This is a genomic window from Candidatus Symbiopectobacterium sp. NZEC127, assembly GCF_025962675.1.
Lineage (GTDB): Bacteria > Pseudomonadota > Gammaproteobacteria > Enterobacterales > Enterobacteriaceae > Symbiopectobacterium.
Genome location: NZ_JAGFPG010000002.1, coordinates 229,270 through 253,913 on the forward strand (window position 1 = coordinate 229,270; position 24,644 = coordinate 253,913).

Annotated in this window: 20 protein-coding genes and 1 pseudogene; 17 read left to right on the forward strand and 4 right to left on the reverse strand. The window is 50.4% G+C overall.

What is annotated here, in order from left to right; all coding sequences use genetic code 11:
• The first annotated feature begins 92 nt into the window (after positions 1 to 92).
• From prfC to J5069_RS11205, 13 genes are all read left to right on the forward strand, one after another.
• Positions 93 to 1,682, forward strand: a complete 1,590-nt coding sequence (gene prfC / locus J5069_RS11145; RefSeq protein WP_264643962.1) for a peptide chain release factor 3 — start codon at positions 93 to 95, stop codon at positions 1,680 to 1,682.
• Positions 1,683 to 2,086: 404 nt separating this feature from the next.
• Entirely contained in the window at positions 2,087 to 2,701 is a 615-nt protein-coding gene (osmY, locus tag J5069_RS11150) for a molecular chaperone OsmY (protein WP_264643963.1), read from the forward strand.
• Positions 2,702 to 2,871: 170 nt separating this feature from the next.
• Positions 2,872 to 3,033 (forward strand): DUF1328 domain-containing protein, encoded by a 162-nt coding sequence (locus J5069_RS11155; RefSeq protein ID WP_196906570.1) that lies wholly within the window; start codon positions 2,872 to 2,874, stop codon positions 3,031 to 3,033.
• A gap of 168 nt (positions 3,034 to 3,201) precedes the next feature.
• Entirely contained in the window at positions 3,202 to 3,414 is a 213-nt protein-coding gene (locus tag J5069_RS11160; RefSeq protein ID WP_264643964.1) for a CsbD family protein, read from the forward strand.
• 51 nt (positions 3,415 to 3,465) lie between these two features.
• Positions 3,466 to 4,311 (forward strand): TatD family hydrolase, encoded by an 846-nt coding sequence (locus J5069_RS11165; protein ID WP_264643965.1) that lies wholly within the window; start codon positions 3,466 to 3,468, stop codon positions 4,309 to 4,311.
• Positions 4,312 to 4,625: 314 nt separating this feature from the next.
• Positions 4,626 to 6,158 (forward strand): ABC transporter substrate-binding protein, encoded by a 1,533-nt coding sequence (locus J5069_RS11170; RefSeq protein WP_264643966.1) that lies wholly within the window; start codon positions 4,626 to 4,628, stop codon positions 6,156 to 6,158.
• Positions 6,159 to 6,216: 58 nt separating this feature from the next.
• Entirely contained in the window at positions 6,217 to 7,134 is a 918-nt protein-coding gene (locus J5069_RS11175) for an ABC transporter permease (RefSeq protein WP_264643967.1), read from the forward strand.
• 71 nt (positions 7,135 to 7,205) lie between these two features.
• Positions 7,206 to 8,111 carry an ABC transporter permease gene (locus tag J5069_RS11180; RefSeq protein WP_264643968.1) on the forward strand — a complete coding sequence of 302 codons (906 nt, stop codon included), beginning with the start codon at positions 7,206 to 7,208 and terminating at the stop codon, positions 8,109 to 8,111.
• A gap of 10 nt (positions 8,112 to 8,121) precedes the next feature.
• Complete coding sequence (locus J5069_RS11185; RefSeq protein ID WP_264643969.1) at positions 8,122 to 9,111, forward strand: ABC transporter ATP-binding protein; 990 nt, start codon at positions 8,122 to 8,124, stop codon at positions 9,109 to 9,111.
• Positions 9,108 to 9,989, forward strand: coding sequence for an ATP-binding cassette domain-containing protein (locus J5069_RS11190; protein WP_264643970.1), 882 nt, complete (start codon positions 9,108 to 9,110; stop codon positions 9,987 to 9,989). The genes J5069_RS11185 and J5069_RS11190 overlap by 4 nt, the downstream gene beginning before the upstream one ends.
• A 35-nt stretch (positions 9,990 to 10,024) precedes the next feature.
• Positions 10,025 to 11,455 (forward strand): M20 family metallopeptidase, encoded by a 1,431-nt coding sequence (locus J5069_RS11195; protein WP_264643971.1) that lies wholly within the window; start codon positions 10,025 to 10,027, stop codon positions 11,453 to 11,455.
• A gap of 72 nt (positions 11,456 to 11,527) precedes the next feature.
• Positions 11,528 to 12,460, forward strand: coding sequence for a LysR family transcriptional regulator (locus tag J5069_RS11200; RefSeq protein WP_264643972.1), 933 nt, complete (start codon positions 11,528 to 11,530; stop codon positions 12,458 to 12,460).
• Between the two features lie 214 nt (positions 12,461 to 12,674).
• Positions 12,675 to 13,691: a 1-aminocyclopropane-1-carboxylate deaminase gene (locus J5069_RS11205; RefSeq protein WP_222160934.1), complete on the forward strand. Its 1,017-nt coding sequence runs from the start codon at positions 12,675 to 12,677 to the stop codon at positions 13,689 to 13,691.
• A 37-nt stretch (positions 13,692 to 13,728) separates the two neighbouring features.
• Here the strand turns inward: J5069_RS11205 and J5069_RS11210 are convergent, their stop codons facing one another.
• Positions 13,729 to 14,232, reverse strand: a complete 504-nt coding sequence (locus J5069_RS11210) for an Lrp/AsnC family transcriptional regulator (protein WP_264628249.1) — start codon at positions 14,230 to 14,232, stop codon at positions 13,729 to 13,731.
• Positions 14,233 to 14,644: 412 nt separating this feature from the next.
• On the opposite strand from J5069_RS11210, the gene J5069_RS11215 reads away from it, so the two are divergent.
• Positions 14,645 to 15,922 carry a NupC/NupG family nucleoside CNT transporter gene (locus J5069_RS11215; protein WP_264643973.1) on the forward strand — a complete coding sequence of 426 codons (1,278 nt, stop codon included), beginning with the start codon at positions 14,645 to 14,647 and terminating at the stop codon, positions 15,920 to 15,922.
• Positions 15,923 to 15,956: 34 nt separating this feature from the next.
• On the forward strand, positions 15,957 to 16,694 hold the full coding sequence (locus J5069_RS11220; protein ID WP_264643974.1) for a 4'-phosphopantetheinyl transferase family protein: 738 nt from the start codon (positions 15,957 to 15,959) through the stop codon (positions 16,692 to 16,694).
• Between the two features lie 27 nt (positions 16,695 to 16,721).
• Here J5069_RS11220 and J5069_RS11225 read toward each other — a convergent pair whose 3' ends face one another.
• The 3 genes and pseudogenes from J5069_RS11225 to J5069_RS24270 form a co-directional block, all read right to left on the reverse strand.
• On the reverse strand, positions 16,722 to 19,499 hold the full coding sequence (locus J5069_RS11225) for a hypothetical protein (RefSeq protein ID WP_264643975.1): 2,778 nt from the start codon (positions 19,497 to 19,499) through the stop codon (positions 16,722 to 16,724).
• A 296-nt stretch (positions 19,500 to 19,795) separates the two neighbouring features.
• On the reverse strand, positions 19,796 to 22,606 hold the full coding sequence (locus J5069_RS11230; protein ID WP_264643976.1) for a hypothetical protein: 2,811 nt from the start codon (positions 22,604 to 22,606) through the stop codon (positions 19,796 to 19,798).
• Between the two features lie 530 nt (positions 22,607 to 23,136).
• Positions 23,137 to 23,256 (reverse strand): annotated as a pseudogene (locus tag J5069_RS24270) (Arm DNA-binding domain-containing protein); the annotation flags it as partial.
• A gap of 426 nt (positions 23,257 to 23,682) precedes the next feature.
• On the opposite strand from J5069_RS24270, the gene J5069_RS11235 reads away from it, so the two are divergent.
• The gene (locus tag J5069_RS11235) at positions 23,683 to 23,976 is read left to right on the forward strand and encodes a DUF1778 domain-containing protein (RefSeq protein ID WP_145522506.1); all 294 of its coding nucleotides are present in this window, start codon (positions 23,683 to 23,685) and stop codon (positions 23,974 to 23,976) included.
• Positions 23,973 to 24,467, forward strand: a complete 495-nt coding sequence (locus J5069_RS11240; RefSeq protein WP_264643977.1) for a GNAT family N-acetyltransferase — start codon at positions 23,973 to 23,975, stop codon at positions 24,465 to 24,467. The genes J5069_RS11235 and J5069_RS11240 overlap by 4 nt, the downstream gene beginning before the upstream one ends.
• Positions 24,468 to 24,644: the final 177 nt, after the last annotated feature.

Here is a 24,644-nt window from a genome sequence, read left to right on the forward strand (position 1 = left end):
CCGGCTAATACGATTTTTTCCCACTTTGCCTGACGCGAACATCCTGATGCCGATGCTCTCGCCGGGTGGTTAACATAAGAAACCTGAAAATCATGTCTCCAAGTGAATACGCCCGCGAAGTTGCGAAACGCAGAACGTTCGCCATTATCTCTCACCCCGATGCCGGTAAAACCACCATTACCGAGAAGGTACTGCTGTTCGGACAGGCCATTCAGACCGCCGGGACGGTGAAGGGGCGCGGCTCGAACCAGCACGCCAAATCAGACTGGATGGAGATGGAAAAGCAGCGTGGTATCTCCATCACTACGTCAGTGATGCAGTTCCCGTATCGGGAGGCACTGGTCAACTTGCTGGATACCCCGGGGCACGAAGACTTCTCCGAAGATACCTACCGCACGTTGACGGCGGTGGACTGCTGCCTGATGGTGATCGATGCGGCAAAAGGGGTGGAAGATCGTACCCGCAAGCTGATGGAAGTGACGCGTCTGCGCGATACGCCAATTTTGACGTTTATGAACAAGCTCGACCGTGATATCCGCGATCCGATGGAAGTGTTGGATGAAGTGGAAAGCGAACTGAAAATCGATTGTGCGCCGATCACCTGGCCGATCGGCTGCGGCAAGCTGTTCAAGGGCGTTTACCACCTGTACAAAGACGAAACCTACCTCTACCAGACCGGGAAGGGCCATACGATTCAGGAAGTGCGTATTGTCAAAGGGTTGGATAATCCGGATCTGGATAAGGCCGTCGGTGAAGATCTGGCCGCACAGTTGCGCGAAGAGCTGGAACTGGTGCAGGGCGCTTCTCATGAATTTGAGCTGGAGGCTTTCCTGTCTGGTGCGTTGACGCCGGTGTTCTTCGGCACCGCGCTGGGCAACTTCGGTGTCGATCACATGCTGGATGGACTGGTCGCCTGGGCACCTGCGCCGATGCCGCGTAAGACCGACACCCGCACCGTTACCGCGCAGGAAGAGAAATTCACCGGTTTCGTGTTCAAGATTCAGGCGAACATGGACCCGAAACACCGTGACCGCGTCGCCTTTATGCGCGTGGTGTCCGGCAAGTATGAAAAGAGCATGAAGCTGCGTCAGGTGCGTACCGGCAAGGATGTGGTCATTTCCGATGCGCTGACCTTTATGGCGGGTGACCGTTCCCATGTGGAAGAGGCATTCCCCGGCGATATCATTGGGTTGCACAACCACGGCACCATCCAGATTGGCGATACCTTTACCCAGGGTGAGGAGATGAAATTCACCGGTATCCCGAACTTTGCGCCGGAACTGTTCCGCCGCATCCGTCTGCGCGATCCGTTAAAGCAGAAACAACTGCTCAAAGGATTGGTGCAGCTCTCGGAAGAGGGGGCGGTGCAGGTGTTCCGCCCGCTGGCCAACAACGATTTGATTGTCGGGGCCGTGGGGGTGTTGCAGTTTGACGTGGTGGTGGCGCGCCTGAAGTCAGAGTACAACGTGGAAGCCATCTATGAATCGGTCAACGTCTCCACCGCACGTTGGGTTGAGTGTGCCGATGCGAAGAAATTTGAAGAGTTCAAGCGCAAGAACGAATTGCATCTGGCGCTCGATGGCGGCGACAACCTGGCTTATGTGGCACCGACCATGGTAAACCTGAATTTGACGCAGGAACGCTACCCGGACGTCACCTTCTTCAAAACCCGCGAGCACTGATTTTTCCCGCGAGTGCGGTGTAGTCGGTTAAAAAACCGGCGTTTAAAAGGATTCGGGCGTAGTGTCCGGCTTTTTAAACGCCGGTTTTATTTTATGATTGTTTATCAATTGATTAGGTTGTTTTTATTTGATTTTCCCCCGCCCTTTATTCCCACGGACAAATCCGAAATGCCGCCGGAAAGGGACTTTTCCTCCCTATTCCGCTAGGAATCGTCGTTCCATGCACTATAGTTAATATCGCGTTAACAATTAGTGAGTTTCACTGCTGGTGATAAATCATGTAGTGGGTTATATCGACTACTGGATATTTGGCGACGTTAAACGCTTGGTTTTGCTGAGTCGCATTGAGTGCCAACACCCGCGTGATTGATGTCCGCGTGGACCATAGCAAAAGGAAATAATCGATGAAAAACATCCTTAACGCAAAAACGATGATGGCTGTTGTACTGGGTTCCCTGCTGACGGCGGGCAATGCACTGGCCGAAGAGACGCTGGGGCAAAAAGTGCAGCTGGCGGCGACAACCACGGGCGCAAAGATTGACAGTTCTCTCCAGAAAGCCTCTGGCTACATGGATGACAGCACCATCACCGCCAAGGTGAAAAGTGCCCTGATGGATGACAAGGGGATCGAGAGCGGAGACATCTCCGTCTCCACCACCAAAGGCGTGGTTACGCTGACCGGTTTTGTCCCTAGCCAGGCCGTAGCGGCGCAGGCAGTCGCAGTGGCGACCAAGACCGAAGGCGTGCAGTCGGTGAGTGACAAACTGCAAATCAAGGATAACGCCACCCAGTCAGTGGGTTCCTATACCGATGATGCGGTCATCACCAGCAGCATCAAGGCCAAACTGCTGGCTGACAAAATCGTGCCGTCGCGCCACGTGAAAGTGGAAACTCAGGAAGGTGTGGTGCAACTGAGCGGTAATGTGAAAAACACCGCGCAGTCAGCGCGTGCAGAGAGTATCGCCAAGGCGGTATCCGGTGTGAAAAGCGTTAAAAATGATCTGACCGTCACCCATTAACGGGCCTGTCGCCCCTTAATGCTCGCGTATTCGGCGGAGGGCAACCTCCGCCACCCTCAAGCCAATTAGCACTTGGTGTCGTTAAAATAAAAGACCGGTGGAAACGCAGCGGTATGCGTAATTAACCTCAGGACGAGCGCCACTCACCCTCGTTAAGGTAAGGAGAGCGTATGTTTCGTTGGGGCATTATTTTTCTGGTGATAGCACTGATCGCGGCGGCTCTGGGATTCGGTGGGCTGGCTGGTACCGCAGCGGGTGCGGCCAAAATTGTCTTTATTGTCGGGATTATCCTGTTTTTGGTCAGTCTGTTCGCGGGACGTAAGCGACCCTGACTATCCGTACCCACAATCGCCATTTGTCTGAAATTTTAGTCTGCGCACGGGGTGTTAACGAAAATCAATCTGAACCATAATAAGATTGTCATCGTCACCCCGCATACTGTTTGCGATGCTTGCTGAACGTTGGTGTGATTACGGTGCGGTTTGTTCGGGAGGTTCGTGATGAATAGCGATATCGTGGTAGGTCGATGGAAGCAGTTGAGAGGGAACTTCTGGGCGCTGTGGGCCGAGTGGTTTGACAGCGATTGTGCCTGGCTGGAAAGCAACAATGATTATCTTGCCGGTATTTTGCAGGAAGATTACGGACTGCAAGAGGGCGATGAACTGTCGGATGCTGTTGTGCAGGCGGAAAAAGGTTCAGTAACGCTACACTAAGTTGATGCTACACTACGTTCACGTTGCCCTACGTTGACGTTGCACTCTGGCATGGATAATTCCCACAGGCGCTTTTCCTTTATAGATACCCATTGTCACTTTGATTTTCCGCCGTTGAGCGAAAATGAAGTGGCAAGTATTGCGCTCGCCGCAACGGCAGGGGTAACGCATATCCTGGTGCCTGCGGTTGAGTCCCGCTATTTTGCGCGCATCACTGCGCTTTCGCAGGCTCATCCTGAAATCTATGCCGCGCTTGGCTTACACCCACTCTATGTTGCCCATCATCAGGATAGCGATCTGGATCTGCTCGAACAGCAGCTGCGTCAACGGGATGACCGACTGATCGCGGTGGGCGAAATCGGGCTGGATCTGTATATGGCCGAGCCCCGTTTCGAACGCCAATGCGAACTTCTGGAAGCGCAACTGGCGTTGGCGAAGCGCTACGACTTGCCGGTGATGCTGCATTCCCGACGCACTCACGATCGTTTGGCGCAGCTGTTGCGCCGTATCGATGTGCCGCGCAAAGGCGTGGTACACGGTTTTGCTGGCAGCGAGCAGCAGGCGCTGGCCTTTATCAAGTTGGGATACTGCATTGGCGTCGGCGGCACCATCACCTATCCACGCGCCAATAAAACCCGTCAGGCGATTTCTCGCCTTCCTCTCGATAGCCTGCTGCTGGAAACCGATGCGCCCGATATGCCGCTTAACGGTTTTCAGGGACACCCCAATCGCCCCGAGCGTGCCGCCAATGTGTTTCACACTCTGTGTGAGCTGCGTTCAGAACCGCCTGAGGTGATAGCGGACGCGCTGTATCGCAACACCTGCCGCCTGTTTACTTTGCCGGGCGTTCACGCCAACGGCGGGGTATCAAACGGCGTTTCTCAAAGCGAGAAATAGCAACGCCTTATCGCTACTCTCGTTAACAGTGCAAAAAATCGACGCTCTGCACCGTTATCGATCTTCCCCTCTGCACCGCTACATCGCGCGGTTGCTCGCTAACGCGCTGCGCTCATGGCCGATGGATAGCGATTTATTATTGCTCAATGCGTAACAACGGCAGCAGCGCGGCGGTTTCTCGTTTTGAGAAGGCTGCTGTCTTAAATCAGTAACAAGCGGGCAACCCGGTTGGCGTCACTCTTGCAAAAACACCCTGAACCAGGATGAACGATGATCCTTGTATTCCTCCTTTTATTCATGGTGTGGAGAGTAACATGACGCGTTTACTTGCAAGACGGCTACAACAATATGTGTTCACGGCAGTGCTGATGGGAATGGCCGCCCAGAGTTACGCCGGGAAAGCCAATGATACGTTGGTCTATGCCTCTGACAGTGAGATAGAAAATGTCAGTCCCTATCACAACACCATGCGGGAAGGGGTGATTTTAGCCCATCTGGTGTGGAGTAACCTGGTTTACCGCGATCCAAAAACCGGTGAATACAAACCGGAACTGGCTACCGATTGGCAGTGGGAATCTCCGACTGCATTACTGATGCATTTACGCCAAGGGGTCAAATTTCATAATGGCGATGATTTCACTGCGGATGACGTCGTCTATACCTTCGAACATGTTGCCGGCCCGAATACCGACTCGGTGGTGCCGCAAAGTGTTAACTGGATCGCGCGCACCGAAAAGGTGGATGACTACACGGTCCGCCTGCATTTAGCCAAGCCGTTCCCGGCGGCGTTGGAGTACCTTTCCGGCCCGACACCTATCTTTCCGGCGAAGTATTTCCAGAGCGTGAAGCTGGCAGGTTTTAGCCGTGCGCCGATTGGCACCGGCCCGTATAAGGTGGTGCAGGTGATCCCCGGTCAGGGCGTCACCATGGTGAAAAATCCCGATTACTTCAAAGAGAGCCCCCTGGGTCAGCCTAAAATCGGCAAGCTGAACTTTGTGGTGATCCGCGATCCGGAAACCCGTCTGGCACAGTTGATGACCGGGCAGGTGGATTGGATCTGGCGCGTGCCTTCCGATCAGACCGAGGCGTTGTCTGCCATGCCAAACCTCGCGGTGAAAAGCGGTGAAACCATGCGCGTCGGCTTTGTGGCGATGAGCATTCACAGCGATTCGCCGGAAGGGAAGCCTTTTCAGGATGTGCGCGTGCGTCAGGCGGTGAATTACGCCATCGACCGCCAAAGCATGGTGACTAACCTGGTGAAAGGCGGCAGTAAACCGGTTTATACCGCCTGCTTCCGTGAGCAGGTGGCCTGTGATGCCAGCAAGGCGATCAATTACCCGTTCGATCCGCAAAAAGCCAAACAGCTGTTGGCGGAGGCCGGTTATCCCAACGGGTTTGATACCGATATCTGGGCCTACCGTGAGCGTGATTACGCGGAAGCGATTATTGGCTATCTGCGGCAGGTTGGCATTCGCGCGCGACTGCATTACGTGCAGTTTCCGGTGATGGCGGACGCGTTGATTTCCGGCAAAGCGCCCATGGCGTTCAATACCTGGGGCTCGTTTTCGATTAACGATGCTACCGCGTTCACCACGCCGTACTTTGGTGGCAAGGGCAATGACATCTGGAAGGATCCCGAGGTGACTAATACCTTGCTGAAGGCCGATGAAACCATCAACACCCAGGATCGCGCTGCGCTGTATGCCACCGCGTTGGGGCGTATCTCCTCTCAGGCCTATATTGCGCCGTTGTTCTCCTACTCAACCCACTATGCCTTTACCTCCGATCTGAATTTTCAGGATTGGCCGGACGAGCTGCCGCGCTTTGCCCTGTCCAGTTGGAAGTAATGCCTGTGGCGGGAGAAGCGCCGCTTCTCCCGCGTTGTGACCAAGAAGGAGCCGCATTATGGCGAAATACGTTTTTCATCGGCTGCTGGTGGCGCTCGCGGTGTTGTTTACCGTGGCGCTGGTGAGTTTCTCTCTGTTGCATCTCTCCGGCGATCTGGCAGCAGCGATTGCCGGTCCTGAAGCCACGGCAGAGGTGATTGCGCAGATTCGCGTGCGATACGGATTGGATCAGCCGCTTGCCACGCAGTTTGGTCATTGGCTCTGGGCCGCGCTGCATCTCGATTTCGGACGTTCTTTCTATTTTGAACACACTGTGATGGAGCTGATTGGGCAGCGTATGCCGGTCACCCTGAAATTGGGGGCGGTTTCTTTGCTGCTGGCGCTGTTGGTGGCGCTCCCGCTCGGCGTATTGGCGGCGGTGTTCCGTGATTCCTGGGTCGATCGCAGCGCCGTGATGACGGCGGTGCTCGGGCAGGCCATGCCCAATTTTTGGTTTGCGCTGCTGTTGATCCTGATTTTTGCCGTGGGGCTCAAGTGGTTGCCGGTCGCCGGTAATGCCACCTGGCAACACTTTGTTCTGCCCGCCATTGCGCTGGGCTACTACGCCATGCCCTCCCTGATGCGGCTTACCCGCTCCGGTATGCTGGACGTGCTGAACGCTGACTATATCCGCACCGCGCGCGCCAAGGGGTTGAGCAGTTTTCACGTCATCGTCAAACACGGCTTGCGTAATGCCATTATTCCCGTGGTCGCGCTGGCGATGGTGGAACTGGGCTTTATGTTGGGCGGCTCGGTGGTGATTGAATCGGTGTTTGCGCTGCAAGGCTTAGGGCAATTGGCGTGGGATTCCATCTCCCGTAATGACTTCCCGGTGGTGCAGGCCATCGTCCTGATTATCGCGGTGTTCTATATCGTTCTCACCTTTCTGGCGGATGTGCTCAACGCGGCACTCGATCCGCGCTTACGGGCGCGCTAGGAGTGAGCAACATGAAAGCATCTGAAAAGACATCCGCATTGTGGCTAGGTTTTTTTTCGCGAGGTGGCGCTGTGACAGTAACGCAAACTGAGGCCGGACAAACGGGGTTATTACCGCAACCGGGCCCGTGGCAACGTGCCGTGCGACGCATCCTGGGTCACCACAGCATGACGCTGGGCGTGGTGATTTTAGGGATTGTGGTGGTACTGGCGCTGCTGGCGCCGTGGATCAGCCCACACGACCCTTATGCGCAGGATGTCAGCCGACGCCTGATCCCGCCGGTGTGGTATGAGAAGGGCAGTTGGGAGCACATTCTGGGCACCGATAAGCTGGGACGCGACTACTTAAGTCGCCTGCTGTTTGGGGCGCGGGTTTCGCTGCTGATCGGGCTGGCCGCCGCCGCGCTGGCGGGCGTTATTGGCATCACGCTGGGCGTGGTCGCCGGTTACTTCGGCGGGCGTGTGGACGCAGTGGTGAGCTATCTGCTAACGGTACGCCTCTCGATGCCAGTGATTTTGGTGGCGTTGGCGATGGCATCGCTGGTGGGGGGCTCGGTAAACGTGGTGATTCTGCTGCTCGGGTTACTGCTGTGGGATCGCTTTCTGATCGTCTCGCGCTCCGTAACGCGCCAACTGCGGGAAGAGGAGTTTGTTGCTGCGGCGAAAACGTTGGGGGCATCGTCTGCTTTCATCATGGTACGGGAAATTCTGCCCAATTTAGTGGGGCCGCTGACGGTGGTGGCAACGCTCGAGATTGCCCACGCCATTCTGTTGGAAGCCACGCTCTCCTTTTTGGGGCTTGGGGTACAACCGCCGATGCCCTCCTGGGGATTGATGGTGGCAGAAGGTAAAGCCTACATGTTCTTCCAGCCCTGGGTGATTTTGATCCCCGGTATTGTGCTGGCGGTGGTGGTGCTCGGCATCAATTTGGTCGGTGATGGCTTGCGCGATATCACCGCCGTAGACGGGCGTAACTGAGGAGGTTGCCATGAGTCAGGATAGCTTGTTGGATGTCAAAGACCTGCGCGTCGATCTTCCCACGGCGCGTGGCACCTTGCACGCGGTGCGCGGTATTGATTTCTCGGTGCGTAAAGGCGAGATGCTGTGTCTGGTGGGCGAATCAGGGTGCGGTAAATCCATGACGTCGCTGGCCCTGATGGGCCTGTTGCCGCGCAAGGCGGTGCGCAGCGCGACGCACTTGCGCTTCAAAGGGCAAGATCTGCAAACGTTGAACAACAAACAGATGGCAGCGATCCGCGGCGATCAGATCGCCATGATCTTTCAAGAACCGATGACCTCGCTGAATCCCTCCTACACGCTGGGCGAACAGCTATGCGAGACGCTGCACGCGCACCGCAAGGTAACGCCGACCCAGGCAAGGGCACGCGCGCTCTATTTAATGGAACGGGTCGGTATTCCGCAGGCTGGGGACCGTCTGCGCCAGTATCCGCATCAGCTTTCGGGGGGATTGCGTCAACGTATCATGATCGCTATGGCGCTGATGTGTGAGCCGGAGCTGATCATCGCGGATGAGCCGACCACGGCGCTGGATGTGACCATTCAGGCGCAGATCCTGCGCATGCTGCGCGAATTGCAGCAGGAACTAGGGACCGCGGTGATTTTCATCACCCACGATCTGGGCGTGGTGGCGCGCATCGCCGATCGCGTGGCGGTGATGTATGCCGGTCAGATTGTTGAGACCGCACCGGTGAAGGAGCTGTTTGGGCATCCGCAACATCCCTATACCAAAGGGCTGATGTCGTGCATTCCGGTGCGGGGAAAAACCGTTCCGGGCCAGTTGCTACAGGCAATCCCCGGCGTGGTACCCAGTCTCATCGGCGCGCAGCAAGGGTGTGCGTTTCGCAATCGCTGCCCGAGCGCGCAGGCCTGTTGCAGTGAAAATCCGCCTTATGTTGCGGTGACGCCGCAGCAGCACGTGCGCTGTGTACAGGCGCAAGCCTGGGAGGACGTGGCATGAGCGAAACGGTAACGGCGTTTGGCGCGGTACAACCCGCCCCCTACATTCCCGGCAATGACGATTTGGCGTTAGAGCTTTGTGCCTTGAGCCGCGAATTTCGCCTTAATCGCGGGCTGTTTGCGCGGCCCGGTATCTTTACTGCCGTCAATAACGTCTCTTTACGCGTGCGGCGCGGTGAAACCTTGGGGCTGGTGGGCGAATCCGGCTGCGGTAAAAGCACGTTGGCAAAGATGCTGCTGGGGCTGTTGCCACCGACCTCGGGTAACGTCCTGATTGAAGGGCGTGAAATCGATGCGGGCGATCGCAAAGCGCTGGCGACCCGCATTCAGCCGATTTTTCAGGACCCGTACTCCTCGTTGAACCCGCGCCGCACGGTGGCCGATATCGTCGACGTCGCGCTGCGCCTGCATAACATCGGCACCCCGGAAACCCGTAAGCAGCGGGTGCAGGAGATGCTGGACCGGGTTGGGATGCCAACCCGAACCCACGGGCAGTATCCCGGCCAGCTTTCCGGCGGTCAGCGCCAGCGCGTCGCCATCGCTCGGGCGCTGATCATGCGCCCGGCGATCCTTATCTGCGATGAGCCGACCTCGGCGCTGGATGTGTCGGTTCAGGCGCAAATCCTCAATCTGTTGATGACGCTCAAGCAGGAACTCGGTCTGACTTACCTGTTTATCAGCCATAACCTGGCGGTGGTGGAGCATCTGGTGGATCACGTTGCCGTGATGCGCAAAGGGGTCATTGTCGAGCAGGGGACGCGCGAGCAGATTTTCGAAACGCCGAGGCACCCCTATACCCAAGCTCTGCTCGCGTCAGTGCTGACACCGGAGCCGGGGCTCGGCATTCCCGATATTTCACCCAGTTACAGCGGATTATGACCCGAACACGGCAAAATGAAGAAGGATGCAGGCAGATGACGCGTGAAGAATTGATGCAAGCGGCGAGCGACTATATGGCGTCTGGTGCGTTTTTGGAAACGCTGGCGCGGCGGGTAAGTTACCCAACGGAAAGTCTGGTCGCAGAGCGCGCGCAGCAGATAATGGCCTACCTGACGGAAGAGATGGTGCCCTCGCTTCAGGCATTAGGCTTTGAGTGCCGCATTGTGGATAACCCGGTCGCGGGTAAATGGCCTTTTCTGCTGGCGCGCCGTATCGAGCCCGAAGCGCCGTTTACGCTACTGACCTATGGTCATGGCGATGTGGTGCTGGGGGATGAAACAAACTGGTTGGAAGGGGTCGATCCCTGGAACGTCACGCCGGATGGCGATCGCTGGTATGGACGCGGTACGGCGGATAACAAGGGTCAGCACACCATCAATCTGGCTGCTCTGATGCTGGTGCTGAAAGCGAAGCAAGGGAGGCTTGGCTACAACCTGAAGCTGATTCTGGAAATGGGGGAGGAAACCGGTTCCCCCGGTCTTGATGCCCTGTGCGCGAACTACAGCGACTGGTTGGCGGCGGATTTGTTTATCGCTTCTGACGGCCCGCGCGTGGTGGCCGAGCGCCCGACGCTGTTTCTGGGCTCGCGCGGCGTGTTTAACGTTGAGCTTCAGGTCAAACTGCGTGAAAGCGCGCATCACTCCGGCAATTGGGGCGGGCTGTTGGCAAATCCCGGCATTCGTCTGGCCCACGCGTTAAGTAGCATTGTCGATGCGCGTGGACGCATTCTGGTGCCGGGATTACGCCCGGCAGTATTGCCCGAGCAGGTGCGTTATCTGCTGCGCGATATCGCTTTGGGGACTGGCCCCAACGATCCGGCCATCGATCCTGACTGGAACGAGCCGGGCCTGACGGCGGCAGAGAAGCTCTACAGTTGGAATACCTTTGACGTGCTGGCCTTTACCACCGGTAATCCCGATAAGCCGGCCCATGCCATCCCGCCAGTGGCGCGGGCGCACTGCCATATGCGCTACGTGCCTGGCAGCGATGTGGATAATTTTCCACGTTATTTGCGTGAACATCTGGATGCGCACGGGTTTGAAGATGTCACGATGGTCACCCCCGATCACTGCTTTACCGCTACGCGCCTCGATCCCAGCGATCCCTGGGTAGCGTGGGGCGAAGCCTCTATTGCCCGCAGTACCGGGAAAAAAGCCGCCATCCTGCCTAACTTCGGCGGCGGCCTGCCAAATGCCTGTTTTTCTGAAACCTTAGGGCTGCCGACGCTGTGGGTGCCTCACTCCTATCCGGCCTGTAGCCAGCACGCCCCTAACGAGCATTTACTGCAATCGGTCGCGCAGGAAGCGCTGCAACTGATGGCCGGTATGCTGTGGGATCTGGCAGAGCAGGGGGCAGCAGTGTGCCATCAGCGGGAGCAGCAATCCGCCGTCGCCACCGTTGCTTGATACTGTCATTAGCACTCGCGCGCACCGATTTTCTGGTGCGCGCGTTGCCATTTTTAAGCGCAGGAGGTTGCCATGCATAACACCGAGATCCGCTACTTTATGGCCGTGGTGAGTACCGGTTCGCTGAGCGCCGCCAGCCAGCAACTTTTCGTCGCGGTTTCCGCCATCAGCCGACACGTCCAACGGTTGGAGAAACGTTTGGGCATGCCGCTGTTTGAGCGCAGCGCGCGCGGCATGGTGCTCAATGATGCCGGGCAAATTCTGGCAAACCATGTCAGACGCAGCATGGCGGATATGAAACTGGCGATCGCCGAACTGGAGGGCCTCAAATCTCGGCAGCAAACCCCGATTCGCGTGGTGTGTACCGATGGCCTGGCGTTGAATCTGGTGCCGCTGCTGCTGGCGCGCTTTCGCCAACTGCACCCTGAAGTCAATTTCCATTTGATTGTCGGCAGCGGCCAGCAGGTGCCCGAGTGGGTGCGGCACGGTGAAGGTGACGTGGCGATTAAATTTAGCCTGGCGGCGGAGCCGGGGGTTGACGTTATCGCCTCGTTTCCCGCGCCGGTGACCGCATTTATGCATCGAGAGCACCCGCTGGCGACGCGCGATTTTGCCTTGTCCGATCTGAATGCCTATCCGCTGGTGTTGCCGGACCAAACCGCCACCATCCGACAACTGTTCGATCTGTGCTGCCGAATGAACAGCGTGTTTATCGAACCGGTGTTTACCAGCAACCAATTTTCTGCGGTGTTTGGCTATGTGCGTAACGATCGCGATGCGATTGGTATCTGTAGCCATTTTTCGGTGATGGGGCACATGCTCAACGACGATCTTCAGATCCGCAGTGTTGACGTGGAGCCGCTGGGGCAACGCATGCTGCAAATTCAGACCGAGATCGGGCGTCCTCGGACCGCACTGCTGGCGAGTTTTTGTCAGTTTCTCAAGCAAACGCTGACGGAAATGGACCGCCAAGTGCGGCAGCGTTATGGGATGCCAGAACACTAAAAAATCGTGTTAATTTTATTTCGTTATTTATTCTTAATGTGGTTTTTTGATTCTTATAAATGCATTTATCTGTTTTTACTGGTCGAAAATTGGATTAATAACGCAATTTAAATTCATCATTAATTTGTTAGTCTGTTTTTACGGCGTGAGGATATTTCCCGATGAAATAGCCATCTCCCGTTTCCCTAATGCCACTTTATTTTGGAGCTTGATGATGAATCTGGAGAAATTTCCCCGCTATCCGCTGACTTTCGGTCCCTCTCCCATCACGCCGTTGAAGCGATTGAGCGAACATCTGGGCGGTGATGTCGAACTTTATGCCAAGCGCGAAGACTGCAACAGCGGCCTGGCGTTTGGCGGCAATAAAACCCGCAAGCTGGAATACCTGATCCCAGAGGCGCTGGAACAAGGGTGCGACACGCTGGTCTCGATTGGCGGTATCCAATCGAACCAAACGCGCCAGGTTGCTGCCGTGGCGGCGCACCTCGGCATGAAGTGCGTGCTGGTTCAGGAGAACTGGGTGAATTATGCGGATGCGGTCTACGATCGGGTCGGCAATATTGAACTCTCGCGCATTATGGGGGCGGATGTACGCCTTGATGCCGCTGGGTTCGACATCGGCATTCGTCAAAGCTGGCAGCAAGCGATGGAAGAAGCCGCGCAAGACGGCGGAAAACCGTTCCCGATCCCGGCTGGCTGTTCTGAGCATCCACTGGGTGGATTAGGCTTCGTCGGCTTTGCCGAAGAAGTGCGCCAGCAGGAAAAAGAGCTGGGTTTTACTTTCGATTATATCGTGGTCTGTTCCGTAACCGGCAGCACCCAGGCGGGGATGGTGGTGGGTTTTGCCGCTGACGGGCGCTCTCGCCGTGTTATCGGCATTGACGCTTCCGCCAAACCGGAACAAACCAAAGCGCAAATTCTGCGTATTGCACAGAACACGGCAAATCTGGTGGAGCTGGGCCGTGAGATCACAGAAGAAGACGTGGTGCTGGATACCCGCTACGGTGGGCCGGAGTATGGCTTACCCAATGAAGGCACGCTGGAAGCGATTCGTCTGTGCGCCCGCACCGAAGGCGTATTGACCGACCCGGTTTATGAGGGAAAATCCATGCACGGCATGATCGACATGGTGCGTCGCGGTGAGTTTCCCAAAGGTTCCAAAGTGCTGTATGCCCACCTAGGCGGTGCCCCGGCACTGAGCGCTTACAGCTATATTTTCCGTAACGGCTGATTCTGGCGGCGCTGCTGGCCCGTTTGGGCCAGCGTTATCAAAAGGGTAACTGCGTGGTTGAGAGCACCTGACGCAACCCCATAAAGGAGCGTATTTGTCGCACTCCGGGCAGGAATAACAACTGCTCGGCATGTAACTTATTGAAACTTTGATTATCTTTGGTGCGAAGCATCATCATGTAATCGAACTCTCCCGTCACCACATGACATTCCATACACCCACTGATGTTTTGTGCCGCCAGTTCGAAATCGGCAAACGACTGAGGCGTCGAACGGTCCAACACCACGCCGATAATCACCACCATGCCGGCATTTAACGCTTCCGGATTCAGCAGGGCCACCGTACCTTTTATCAATCCAGCCTGTTTTAAACGTTCTACCCGTCGCAGGCAGGCCGGAGGGCTGAGATTAACTTTTTCTGCCAGCGCCACGTTGGAGAGTGAGGCGTCCTGTTGCAGCAGTTGCAGGATGGCGTAATCGAATTTGTCGAGGTCAGCGGACTTTTCTTCTGTGGTGGTTGGAGATAATGTTTTTGTTTTCATTGTGTTGCCCTTTATTCGTCGCCTATAACCCATGCTGCATAACATAAAATTGCGTGTTGTAGCCGATATCGTTCAGCTAAAACCATCAATTATCCTCAGCGCTGCTGAAAATGAACGCTATACCCTCGCAGCAAACAATATTATTAACACATCGCTTTTCCCAATAACCATAAGAAAAAACGATGAGAATAGTGTCCTGAGGTGTTTGGATGCCCATAAGGTGTGGAAAAAGAACGTGATAGAAATCCCAGATGCGAGGGTTCAAGCATGTCAGAAAGTGTTCAAATGTGACAAAAAATGCGTATTTCCCGAGTGGCCGCTTTATAATCCGCCTTTGACGTTTTTCGGGCAATCTGGCCCGAGATGAATAGTCTATCCTTGATTTTCAACAACGCATAAAAGGGAACTTCTTATGCAACTCATTATGAGTCTTATTGGCATGGCTGTGTTGGTGCTGGTTGCCGTTTTGCTTTCCAGTAACCGCAAGGCTATTCGCCTGCGCACGGTGTTGGGCGCTTTCCTGCTCCAGATTGGTATTGGCGCATTGGTGCTTTATGTGCCGCTTGGGCGCAAGATATTGGCAGGGATGACCGAAGGGGTTGCCCTGATTATTGGTTACGGCAACGAAGGCGTATCGTTTATTTTTGGTGGCCTGGCGTCCGATAAGATGTATGAGCTGTTTGGCGGCGGTGGCTTTGTGTTCGCACTGCGGGTGCTGCCGATCATTGTCTTTTTCTCCTCGTTGATTGCCGTGTTGTATTACATCGGGGTGATGCAATGGGTTATTCGCCTGCTAGGCGGAGCGCTGCAAAAGCTGTTAAAAACGTCGCGTACTGAATCGCTTTCGGCGACGGCAAATATCTTTGTCGGGCAGACGGAAGCACCGCTGGTGGTCCGTCCCTACATTGCTACCATGACGCGCTCGGAGCTGTTTGCGGTGATGTGCGGCGGGCTGGCATCCATTGCCGGGGCGGTGATGGCGGGCTATGCGCAGATGGGCGTGCCGTTGGAGTATCTGATCGCTGCCTCCTTTATGGCCGCGCCGGGGGGCTTGTTGTTTGCCAAACTGATCGTGCCAGAGACGGAAACCACACACGACCATGAAACTCACTCCGGTTTTGTGAGTGCCGATGATGAGCCTGCCAACGTGATTGACGCAGCGGCCAGTGGCGCGGCTTCAGGGTTACAGCTGGCGCTCAACGTCGGTGCAATGTTGCTGGCGTTTGTGGCGCTGATTGCCTTGCTCAATGGCATCCTGGGGGGCATTGGCGGATGGTTTGATTATCCGCAGCTCTCTATGGAGCTGATTTTAGGTTGGTTGTTCGCACCGGTGGCTTTCCTTATCGGGATTCCGTGGCAGGAATCGACGGTGGCGGGGGCCTTTATCGGCCAAAAACTGATTCTTAATGAGTTTGTTGCCTATCTGAATTTTAGTCAGCATCTCAAAGCGGACGATGCCGTGGCAGCCCTGGGATTGCAGGTGCTCTCGGATCAATCGAAAGCCATTATTTCGTTTGCCTTGTGCGGCTTTGCCAATCTGTCATCGATTGCGATTTTGATTGGTGGGCTCGGCAGCATGGCGCCAAACCGTCGTCAGGATATCGCGCGTTTTGGGCTGAAAGCGGTCGCTGCGGGAACGCTTTCAAACCTGATGAGTGCAACCATTGCTGGATTCTTTCTGGCGCTTTAAAGCCTGACCCGCAGCAGGGGGAGAGTGTACGTTAATGACCATCTCGGCGTTTGTCGGCAATATTGAATGGATGACACTGCCTTTGCCCACCGGCGAGGCCGTGTATCCTGGATTCTGCGCCTATTGTCGCTTCAACCCAGAGGCTTACCACGATACGCTTTATCATCGTATTGATGTGCCCTTGTCTGCGGAGTTGGCACGCTCGGTGCCCAAGCGCCGCGCTGAATTTCTTGCCGGGCGTTATCTGGCGCGCCATGTGCTGGAAAAACTCGGTATAAACCAGTTTACGCTGCTTAGCGGCCAGGACCGCTCACCGGTGTGGCCTGAAAATCTCTGCGGCTCTTTGAGCCACAACAAAGACAGCGTGCTGTGCGCTATTCACCGCCGCAGCGACGTATTCAGCGGTGTGGGTGTTGATGTGGAAACGCTGATGAGTGACGATCGGGCCGCTTCACTCTGGCCTGGTATCGTCGGTGATGAGGAGCGCCAATGGCTGCAAGGGGTGGATATGCCGTTTTGTCAGGCGCTGACGTTGAGTTTTTCTGCCAAGGAGAGCTTGTTTAAAGCCATCTATCCTTCGGTACAGCATTACTTTGATTTTTTGGATGCGCAAATCACCGTGCTCAATCAGGCTCAACAGGTTTTCGAACTGCAATTGCAAACCACGCTAGCCCCTGAATTTCCCACAGGTCGGCGCTTTAGGGGGGTATACCGGATGATGGCTGACAAAGTCACCACCTTCCTCTGCCTTGAATCATCGACGGTTGCCTGACGAGAACCGCGATACTCAGGCACGCATTCAAAGGAAACGGTAGTTGCCTGTTATTTTCGTGGGGATTGGCGTATCGGCATATTCAAGTGATAGCTGTCCCAGATGCTTTTTCAACGCCATCGCTTTGGTTTGTCTGAAATTCAGCAGCACATTGGTCAGTGATGATTTGGTTTGTACCCTTTCGCCGTAACTGTAGAGATCAACGGTGTGCAATTGATATGTCGCCTCGCTTTTAAATTTGGCAATCCGCTGACGTAATTCCTTCAGTTTTTTTCTCTCTTGAAGCCTGTTTAGTACATTCGGCGTGCTCTCTAACGTGTTTAACGCATGTTTAAATTCCAATAATCTCTTTTGGTCATTGATATTGATGTTGTATTTTGCAACAAGACTGTGACTCAGTTTTTTATTTAAATCGTTTCTGTTTTTACTGGATGCGCGGTCGGCGAGTGTGCGCAACGTATCAGCATATGGCTGTGGACGAGGCTCCCCCTTAAACACATGTTTTAATGTCGTCTGTTGCTGCGAGGCTGATAGGTATCTGGTCAGCAAACGGCCTTGCGGTAAATTAACCGGTTTGTGCAACCTTCGCGTCACCTTCAAATTTCCTATCTTATGCATGGGACGAATGATTTCCCCAGTGTCAGTGAGGGTGGCTAACGTGTTGTAGACTTTTTTAATCTGCTTATGGTTACGTCGTTTGGGCATCGACCTTTTTGGGGTTGCAGTCCTGCCTCGGGTATGACTGTGTTTAAAAACGCTTTTTGTTTTTGATTTAGTGCTCATCCCCTCTTCGATAAGCGCAAGGCGATAACATAACTGTCCATTGTCGTTGATAGTGTTGGGCGCAATAATGTACTTTTCTCCGGCAAAAAAAGTGCCAGAGCCGGAAAGTAGCGTTAAGGTGCTTTTTTTATCGACGGCCGGCTGCTGCGCTGTATCTGAACATCGGGTTTCTTTCTTATTGTTATACGTGAATACCGAGGCACTGACCCCGCTACCACAAGCTAGCCGAGGCGAGTAAAGTCGCGTATTTTCAACGGGTGTTATACCCAACGTTGCACGTAATTCATTAATTTTCATATCCAGAGACAGTGAGGTGCCATATTCACTGAGCTGTCTTCTTTTTACCGCTATCTGGTGATTGTCAAAAAAGCTATTTTTGTTATCAATGTTGGATGATTGATCGATAAGTGATTCAAACTGACAGGGAGTTAGTTCAAATGATAAATCTAATTCCTTGGTTTTATACAACGTTAAGAGGGCATTTGCCTCAAAGGGCATAACAGAGAAAAAATTAATGCCACTCTGGCTAAGTAACGTTGATTCCAAGCCCTGGCCTGTTCCTATCAGTAAGGTGTTGCAGATTTTTCTCTTACGGGTAAATACTAACTTTATATTACCTGTTGTTGTCTTGGTTAAAATCAGGCAATGCGTTTTCGCGATTGAGAATTTGGCTCCGGCGAACCAGCCTGGATGAAAAGGCATGCCATTTTGTAATAAGCTAAAAAAAATGGAAAATTCATTTTCCTTGCTCAAGGTAAGTGCATCATTTGTTGCAAGACTTTTGATGATAGATAATATTTTTTTGGCGAATGTATTTTCTTCTGGCATAAATTCTGGAAGATCATTAATCAACGGTGAAAAATCATGCTTAAGACCTGTTATAGACGTATTCACTAATGATTCATGTGATAGGTTTTTTTTCTCTGTTCGTGTTATCAAATCCTTGGTTACCGATATGGCGGCATTGATGCCAGGATCTGCGAATTTGATTCCTTTCAGTAATTTTTCTTTCCTGCTGCGCTTTGCTTTATTTTTCTTGAGGGCTAAGCGGATAGGATCGACTATTCGGGAAATAAATGGTATCGGTAGAGAACGAAAATTCCCCCACCGGGTTGATGAAAAGGGCTGCCCACAGTGATATTTCTCATACACATCGCCACCTAAAAGTGCGTAGAACCCTTGCGGCGGTTTATGGCTTGCCTTTTTTTTTCTGAGCAATGTTCCGGATATATTCTTAGGATCAATATAGAATATTCTTACTTTATCTCGTTTTAATGCCTCTATTTGCAACATATTTCTACACCGTTTGACGGAAACGATGTGGTACTTTTTGTTAAATAGCGGCTTTATTTTGTATTCCATGAGATTATAGTCATATTTTTTGTTTCCTGCTGAATATGCACTTAAGTATAAATTGTTATTCCTGAAATCAAAATGAGCGGTGTTTCCGTCACATCCTTGAAGTGAAAGATCTGTTGATAATGGTGTGGGCTGTTTCTTATAGGTTACGTTGATGATTTTAGTCGTTTCTTTTTCAGTGTCGACACTGGTGTTGGTGCTAAACTCAATGGAGTAATAAATATTTTTATTTTTTTGTTTTGCAGTGAGTTCACCCTCGGTATCGATATATAATGATTCAAATGTGATATTGCTTCTGTCTCCTTCCCTATTGAGAGTGTAATAAGTATAATCGTTCTTTTTACTGTGTTTTCTATATAAACCAGAGAGTAAATTCTGGCACTGACCTTGTATCAATATAAGATCGCCTTCCTGATCGAGCGTTACTCCCATGTCACTGATCAAAGGCATTCTACAACTCCCTAGAAAAACATAATCCTTGGTATTGATTTTACCGATCTTACTCGGTGTCAATGTGACGTCTTCAGAAATGATGTCTGGCAGTCTGTGATACTTGTTGTGATGGTTTTTTTTAGTGATGATACTGTGAGTTGAGTGGTGAATAAAAGAGATGTTTTTGATTAATGTATTAGAACGCGTTGGTGAAAATTCAGATGCTTTCATGGTTCGCACAGGAATGATCGATTTTGTTATATTCAATGGCAGACGTAGTGATGTTGTCATAATCAACCTAAGGGTTACGAAATGTTTATCCTAAGCGTCGATTAATGTAATGCATTAAACAGCTATTTAATTTAATAAAACCTCTGGATTTAAACTGTAAGAAAAAATTCTCATAACCTAAATATAAAATAAATAATTCCTTCATTTCTTTGTCACAATCGATTGATCCGTTATTCAACGAGTTGAATCTTTTCAAAGGACTCGTGTTATTACTCTCTGCGATATTCCCTGCTGCGTTACTCTAGCACATGTAGATTGGACACTATCCGGTAAGGATGCGTTGTATTTTCTTTACTATATTCAAATGTTATGTTTCCAAGAGGCCTTGTTAAAGAAATGAATTTCCCATCATTAAAATAAAAAATGAGATTTGGTATGGTCGAGGAAAAGGTTGAAAAACAACCTGTACTCATTAAATCAATTTTAGCTAATAAATATGTTGCATTCTCTTTAAATGATTTCACTTTAAAATGCAGTTTATTTATTGAGATTTGCAGTTCCTCTCCGCTTAATTGTGAAGTATTATCCTTGATTATTGCAATTTCATGTTCGAGATCTTCCTTATCCTTTTTACTTTCTTCTGTCAGTTTATAGTCTGTCCTTATATGATAGTTTATCGTTTTTCCCATACTGTTTCTTTCTTTGTTTATAAGGTCATGTTTTGTCTTTTTAAGTGAATCAATAAAATCCTTATGTAGGAGAACGTCTTTGATTGAGTTATTTTTTTTCTTTAATAAGTGTGATTTTACTTTCTTGTTTTTTTTGCATATCAATTCTAAATTTGTCAGGCAACGAATGTCATGATTTTTTTCTATTTCCATATCCATTTCATTGAGCGATTCAATAACATCAGATAACGTTTTTTCGGTTCTATCAAGAAAATTTTTACCGCTAGTATACTGATGGGATTTATTTATATATGCCTGGCGGCTTACTATGTTTTTACTGTTTGACTCTTCAACAATCGGAAGGGGGAAATAGTAATCATTATTATTAATATTTGTTGACACTATTGGCATGATTTTGTTTTCTCGAACCAGTTTTGCATGTGGTGACAGAGCCTGTAATTCAATTTTTTTGCTGACGCTTTCACCCGAATCAGGTGTGATATTGGTTTCTTTGGTAAAATTTATTGAAAGTATATCCCCAGATAGCATGATCCCGGCAGTGCTTCTCGGCGCAACAATGTAATTACCTGGTTCATAGCCTGTTCCCATTTGAAGTCTGAATTCAAGTGCTCTTGCCTCAATGGATAATTTATTGGTATATTCATTTTTTTTGTTAATGGATATGTTGTTTTCTCTTTCATCGAGAAATTGAATCAACTCACTTTTTTTACTGCTTTTTTCGATGAAAGTTGAGAGATCTTTTTCTTCTAGCTTTAATGCCATAGTTCTGGTTTTATCCATTTGTGAAAATAAAATAATATTCGACTCAACAGGCAAAATGGTAAAGTAGTCAATGTTAGGTGTTTTTAATAAGGTTTTTTCTAAACCTTGCCCCGTGCCGGCTAACAGCGCTATTAACGCTGTTAACCTATTATCAAAAGAACAGGATATTTCGTTGTCATCACTTTTAGTAAAACTGACGCAATGTTTTTTTGAAAGTGCCCCAACAATACCAACAAAATAGGCAGGGGATAATGGAAAACCGCCTCTGGCTATACCACCAAAAAAAGATATGTCGTTAGATTTTATCAGAGATAATTGATCGCCATTTTTAAGATTTTTTAATATGTTTGGTATGGCAATGTTAAGATCTTTTTTACAGATTATGCTGTCAGGTAGTTTTCCAATCAGCGAGGTATAATTATTATTCATATTGGTGATGTCGCTAGAAATCTTTCCTGTTTTTTCGGATGTTCTACACAACGATGAAAGGTTTTTTATCGTTGATACCGTTGCGCGTATTCCTGGGTCTACAGCATTTACCATTGCATAAAAGGATTTTTTGTAATGTTTCTCATACCAATTGTGTTTAGATTTTTGTAAGTTTATTCGGAAACTATCAATTGCATTACCGAAAAGGGGAATCCATTTGCTGCTAAAATTACCAAGGCGTGTCGAGCTAAACGGTTGGCCCGAATCATAATGTTCATGAGGATCTGAACCCAATGCAGAATGTAGATTTTGTGGTGGTTTATGAGAGAGACTCTTTGCGTTCAACGTAGGCAATTCTATTCTGTTTGGATTTAGGTAAATTATTCTCTTTTTCCCATTATGAATGGTTTCAAGTTGAAGCACATCCCTTGTTTTTTTGACAGAAAGTATAGTGTACCCCTTGAGTGATTTTAGTTTCACAAGAGAATCATATTCTTTGTAACTGACAACATTGTTTTCTTTTTTGAATTCAGATAAATATAATTCGTTATTTTTGAATGTAAATGTTAATGTGATGCCATCATTTCTCTCAAATTTCAGATCTTCAGCTCCCCATTCACCTTGTTCTGTTAAACGTAAAGTGATGTTTGCGTTCGATTCAGATGAAGAATATGTTCTACAGTTCTTTTCTATATCAATAGTGTATTGCTTTGTTGTGTCTTTTATTCTTCCTGTTAATTTACCATTTTCATTTATGCGTAATGCATCAAATAAGTAATCATTATTATTTGTTATGTCGTGAGCACTGTAGCAGCAGTATTTCCTTTTCTTGATGTATTTGTTGTATAAACCTGATATCAACTCCTTACGCTGGCCATTAATAAACGTAAGCCTACCCTCCTTATCCAGCGTGATCCCCATGTCCAAAAAAGATTCTGTTTCGCAACTACCCAGATAAAAATAGTCTTTGGCGTTGATGGATGAGGTGTCTTTAATCATTGTTGGCACTAATTTTATATCGAGACTGACCTCTTTGGCTGCATCAGAAAGCATTGATTCATAAGATTCTTTTAATTGGTTGATGCGCCGAAAGTCGAGCGCAGAGTTGCGAATACGCGAAATATCAGAATGTGAGGTAGGGAAAGTGTTCGATCTTTCTCTCATTCCTTCACAAAGGTTATTGTTGACTTGGTCTGATAGGTTGGATTTTATCTCTGCAATCAACATGCAGTACCTCTACCGATTGAATAAGTGATATTGATTAAAAACATAATGTAATCGATAGCGTGGGAGTTTATTTTTCAAGTATCGACTGTTTTTTGTATATTTTCATTTTTTGTAATAACGACATGGTGTTGGAATGGAAGTTACATAGCGAAATTGAATATAAATCGTCACAATTATTTCTGATGGAAATTATAGGAAGTGAATATGTCAACACTCGGTAAACTGCACCCTTTACTTTTGCGGTATTCCGAAAGTCCATTAGGAGAGATCGGTATTCATCGCACTGTACGTGACTCGCTCAATGCTATAAATCCCGCTAAATTTCCATCAATATAAGAGTGATTGCATTCTCGAACTTATCCGCATATTCGCTAAGTCACTGGCTTGTTTTCTCCGCGGACTCGAGGTAGAAAACGGCAATCCAGCATTTGGGGGCAGGGTGGGTGATAATCGGTGGGTAATGGGCTTTGGCTTTCAGGCTGTGCTTGGTTTCAATGGCGGGACGAACGGGTGATCAAAATGGCGCTACAGCGGAAATACCACCGCTTAGCACCATGAGTAGATATCGTTAGATAAAGCCCTAACGCATCTGTGAGCCTGTATGATTTTTCTAGGTTTTTTGCTGAGCGGATCTTGCTATCAGTTAACATGGGCGGGTCACTCCGTTCATCGAACTGAATGACCCGTAATTTGACCCACTTTTTCCGGATACCTAGGGATAACTAAGAACGCATCGGGAAAGATTTTTATGCCACTTTGGTTGCATTACAAACACATAGGGATTTATAGGAACGTATAGGGAGGCATAAAAAAGAGGAAGTGGTGCCCGGACTCGGGAACATTCAGCTCTCTATTAGGTTGAACGGCAGCATAAATTTTAACCATGTTTGTTGTCAAGACCCGTAGGTTGACCCCGTTTTTGGGCTGTTCAGAACGGGCGAGTTTGCAAACCGCATGGCAAGATGTCGGGCTCGTTCTTTCTATCAGTTTTCTCACGCCATTTATAAAACGTAATGACATTAGCGTTACGTGTGCTGTATGATTATCATCCAGATGACAGGTCGGAGGGTGACATCATGTCAGCGACACATAGCGTTTCAGTTAAACGCGAAACATTAAATTTACGCATCAAGCCCGCAGAACGCGATCTTATCGATCGTGCGGCGAAAGCCAGAGGAAAAAATCGCACGGATTTTGTCCTTGAGGCTGCGCGTGCTGCCGCAGAAGAGGCGTTGATCGACCAGCGGATCATCATGGCAGATCCTGAAGCTTATCAAGAATTCCTTGCGCGCTTGGATCAAGCTCCCTCGCCGAATGCTGCGCTGCGGAAAACCATGCAAACCCCAGCACCGTGGGAGCAGAAAAAATGATTTCCGCCCCTGAGCCACTTCACGCTAAGCATGAACTTTCCGCATTCTGCTGCGGCGTGGAGTCTATGGATAACTGGCTGAAACAGCGGGCGATGAAAAATCAGGTATCTGGCGCATCACGGACTTTCGTCAGTTGCGATGGCTCGAAAGTGCTGGCGTATTACTCGCTGGCTTCCAGTGCTGTGGCAACAACTGCTGCACCCGGACGTTTTCGCCGTAATATGCCCGATCCGATCCCGATTGTGGTGTTGGGGCGGTTGGCTGTAGACACATCGTTGCATGGGCAGGGCGTTGGTCGGGCGTTGGTGCGAGATGCTGGGCTGCGAGTAATTCAAGTGGCTGAGACTATTGGCATTCGCGGGATGTTGGTTCATGCCTTGTCTGATGAGGCGCGGGAGTTCTACTTGCGGGTGGGGTTTGAGCCTTCGCCGATAGATCCTATGATGTTGATGGTGACATTGGGGGATTTGGTGGGGGGCTTATCAGTTTAAATTTGATGTCATGCTCATGAATATCAAAACATGACTGATCCTATTTCCCTGCATAATTGCATAACCACAAAACGGGGACGCAACAACCTACGTTGAAATGAGAGGTATTAAATGAATTTTGAAAAAATGTACTACGTCATGTGATTGATTGCTGAATACTGACAATATATATGCTTG